Annotated in this window: 2 protein-coding genes; one reads left to right on the top strand and one right to left on the bottom strand. The window is 43.4% G+C overall.

Features of this window, described 5'->3' with window-relative positions; translation table 11 throughout:
- Positions 1-566 precede the first annotated feature (566 nt).
- The gene (locus ACE41H_RS25035; RefSeq protein WP_375358293.1) at positions 567-1,478 is read right to left on the bottom strand and encodes a LysR family transcriptional regulator; all 912 of its coding nucleotides are present in this window, start codon (positions 1,476-1,478) and stop codon (positions 567-569) included.
- 210 nt (positions 1,479-1,688) lie between these two features.
- Between ACE41H_RS25035 and ACE41H_RS25030 the strand changes: the two genes are divergently transcribed.
- Positions 1,689-3,029: an MFS transporter gene (locus tag ACE41H_RS25030; protein WP_375358294.1), complete on the top strand. Its 1,341-nt coding sequence runs from the start codon at positions 1,689-1,691 to the stop codon at positions 3,027-3,029.
- The last annotated feature ends 44 nt before the right edge of the window (positions 3,030-3,073 follow it).

Below are 3,073 nucleotides of genomic sequence, written 5' to 3'. Positions count from 1 at the left end.
AAGGCTTGTGCGAAGCGCAAACACTGTCTACGAAGTAGGCAGAGACAAGCTCGTGACTTGGGTCATGAGTTGTTGACTATCAGCTGTTAATGTAATCGTTGCGTCGGATGCCGCTGCGGATGCAGGCTATGTACCCATATTAATGCTTATGTTTGTTGTTATGAGAAGTGAAATGAGGAAAATCAAGAAAAATTTGCGGATGCCAGCTTTGGTCATGGTTACGTATACCTCCTGTTTTAAACTTAAAACGATGGGAGGTCAGACTTTCGCCGTAAGAAAGCGTTTTAGCCTAGGCCGGTTACAAATTCCGGATTTCGCTGGACGCCGCGCGTTATGTACCAAGGGGAGGGCTCAAGAGTTCTGACTCCGGTTGGAGACTGCATTAAGAAACTATGTATCACATCTCCTTTCAAAACTATCTTAATAGCCGGTCTGGAAAATATCAATACAAATTCTATGATATTGACAGAAATCATAGAAAAGTGTCGTCATATTTTCACCCTATTCGTAGAAACAAAGATAGGTAGCCGGAGCGCCGACAAACGACACAAAGAAGCACGCCAACTTCACCGAACCTTTTCCAACCAATAATCCGTAGCCATAGAAATCAGCTCTTTTGCCGCATGGCTCAAATAACTGTCTTTTTTATAACTGGCAGCTACTTCCCACACCGGATTCTGACGAATGGAAAAGTAGGATACCGCAGCGTTGGGCTTGGCATAAGTAATGGGGAATACTGCACAGCAAATCCCCTGAGCCGCCATTTCGAATAAGGTATGACAGCTTCTGGTTTCCAATAAAATATGAGGGCTTATGTTTTCTTCGTTGATCAAATGATTAAAGATATCGCGGAGGGTCGATCCCGTTTGCATGACAGCAAACGAATCATTTTCCAAAAGCTTCAGACTTATTTCCGGCAGGGGTTCACCGAGCTTGCCTCCCAGTTGTGCAAGGGGATGAGCAGAGGGAACACCTAAAATGATACTTTCAAAGCATAAATGGATATAGTTATCATTGGTTTTTTGAAAGTCCTGTAGCGTTAAAAAACCGATATCAATGTTCCCCTGTAATATTTCAACCTGCTGTTTTTTGACGGGCAGTTCGATCAGATCCATTTTTACTTTAGGAAACTTTTTGTAGAAAATGGGATAGATTGCGGCAAACATTTGCGTACCACGTTCCGGCGTTAACCCAATAACCAAGTTGCCTTCCCTTGTTTCGATCATATCGTTGATCTGATTATATGTATCTTTTTTGATTCGCAGCATGTTTTTAGCATTTTCTACATAAATTTTGCCGGCCTGTGTCAGATGCCAATTATTCCTTGAGCGGACAAAAAGCTGGGTGCCAAGCTCTTTCTCAAGCTTTAAAAGCTGCTGGTTTAATGCGGACTGGGTAATGAATAGTTTTTCCGCCGCTTTCGTGATATTGTTCTCTTCTGCAATTTGGATCATATATTCCAGCTGTTTTAAGTCCATGATCAGACCCCCTCCTTACTCTTAAATTTATTAAGAGAAAACTAAATTTTATGACTTTTACTTCTTTTATGATTACAGATTACGATGGTTTTGGAAAAAGAACAAGATATGGAGGAGGTGTTTTGAAAGCGTTTTATAAGACTCGCGGGTGAGATGTTTTATGTACACGTACTACTAAAACATTTTTGGGAGGGCTATTGAAGCATGACTATGAACAGTCCGAAGGTTTCAAACCAAGTTTCTCCTGGGGTAGAGTATGGAAGGAAAACCCGTGTTCGCTACATGATTTTATTCATACTGTTTGTCATCACGACGATTAACTATGCGGATCGCGCAACGATATCGATCGCCGGGACTCCGATGTCGCAAGAGCTTGGCCTGGATCCGGTGCTCATGGGATATGTGTTTTCAGCTTTTTCGTGGGCATACGTATTGGGTCAGCTGCCCGGAGGATGGTTGCTTGACCGCTTTGGCTCGAAGAAGATCTATACCTTCAGCATTTTTTTCTGGTCGCTGTTTACGCTATTGCAGGGTTTCGTAGGATTTTTTAGCGCAGGTATGACGATCGTGATGTTATTTGTGCTTCGTTTTATGGTGGGTTTGGCGGAGGCGCCGTCATTTCCGGCCAACAGCCGAATCGTATCCGCCTGGTTTCCGACCAAGGAACGCGGTATGGCATCAGCCATTTTTAATTCAGCCCAATATTTTGCAACGGTCATCTTTGCTCCCATTATGGCTTGGCTTACAAGCTCTTTTGGATGGAAATTCGTATTTATCATTATGGGGCTTGTCGGAATGGCCATGTGTGGAATATGGGTGAAGACGGTGTATGGCCCAAAAGATCATCCCAAAGTAAATCAAGCGGAACTGGAATATATTGAAGAAGGCGGAGCCCTGGTTCATCTGGATCAGACAAAGGAAGGAAATCAGCAAAGCACTCCCAAATGGGGTTACTTAAAGCAGCTGCTTACCAACCGGATGACACTGGGAATCTACATTGCCCAATATTGTTTGAATACGCTTACTTATTTTTTTCTTACCTGGTTTCCGGTGTATCTTGTTACAGAGCGCGGGATGTCCATTCTGAAAGCCGGATTTGTTGCTTCACTGCCAGCCCTTTGCGGATTTGCCGGCGGTATTTTAGGAGGGATTATTTCTGATTTCTTGTTGAGAAAAGGGAAGTCCTTGTCCGCAGCGAGAAAAATTCCAATCGTTATAGGCATGCTGCTGTCGACCTCCATGGTGATCTGCAATTATGTAGAAGTGGATTGGCTGGTCGTTGCCATTATGGCTTTGGCTTTCTTCGGAAAAGGCATAGGCGCATTGGGCTGGGCGGTTGTATCGGATACTTCTCCAAAAGAGATGGGGGGACTTAGCGGAGGGTTGTTCAATACGTTTGGCAATATTGCGGGTATTACGACCCCTATTGTTATCGGGTATATTCTGCAGGCAACAGGCTCTTTTAATGGGGCGCTCATTTTTGTCGGCGCTAACGCATTTATGGTTATTGTATGTTATTTACTTGACTGTTGCAAAAAACTTGTCGTGTAAGTTTTTGACGAATGTTATATAAAACTGTAAACCGAATAGAAGTA

It is taken from the genome of Paenibacillus enshidis, from assembly GCF_042136365.1.
Classification (GTDB): domain Bacteria; phylum Bacillota; class Bacilli; order Paenibacillales; family Paenibacillaceae; genus Paenibacillus; species Paenibacillus enshidis.
Note: the sequence above shows the minus strand (reverse complement) of the source record. Positions and strands in the feature narration are given on the sequence as shown.

Excerpts from the sequence above, each read along its gene's own strand:
- ACE41H_RS25035 (WP_375358293.1), bottom strand. The coding sequence starts at position 1,478 with ATGGACTTAAAACAGCTGGAATATATGATCCAAATTGCAGAAGAGAAC.
- ACE41H_RS25030 (WP_375358294.1), top strand. The coding sequence starts at position 1,689 with ATGAACAGTCCGAAGGTTTCAAACCAAGTTTCTCCTGGGGTAGAGTAT.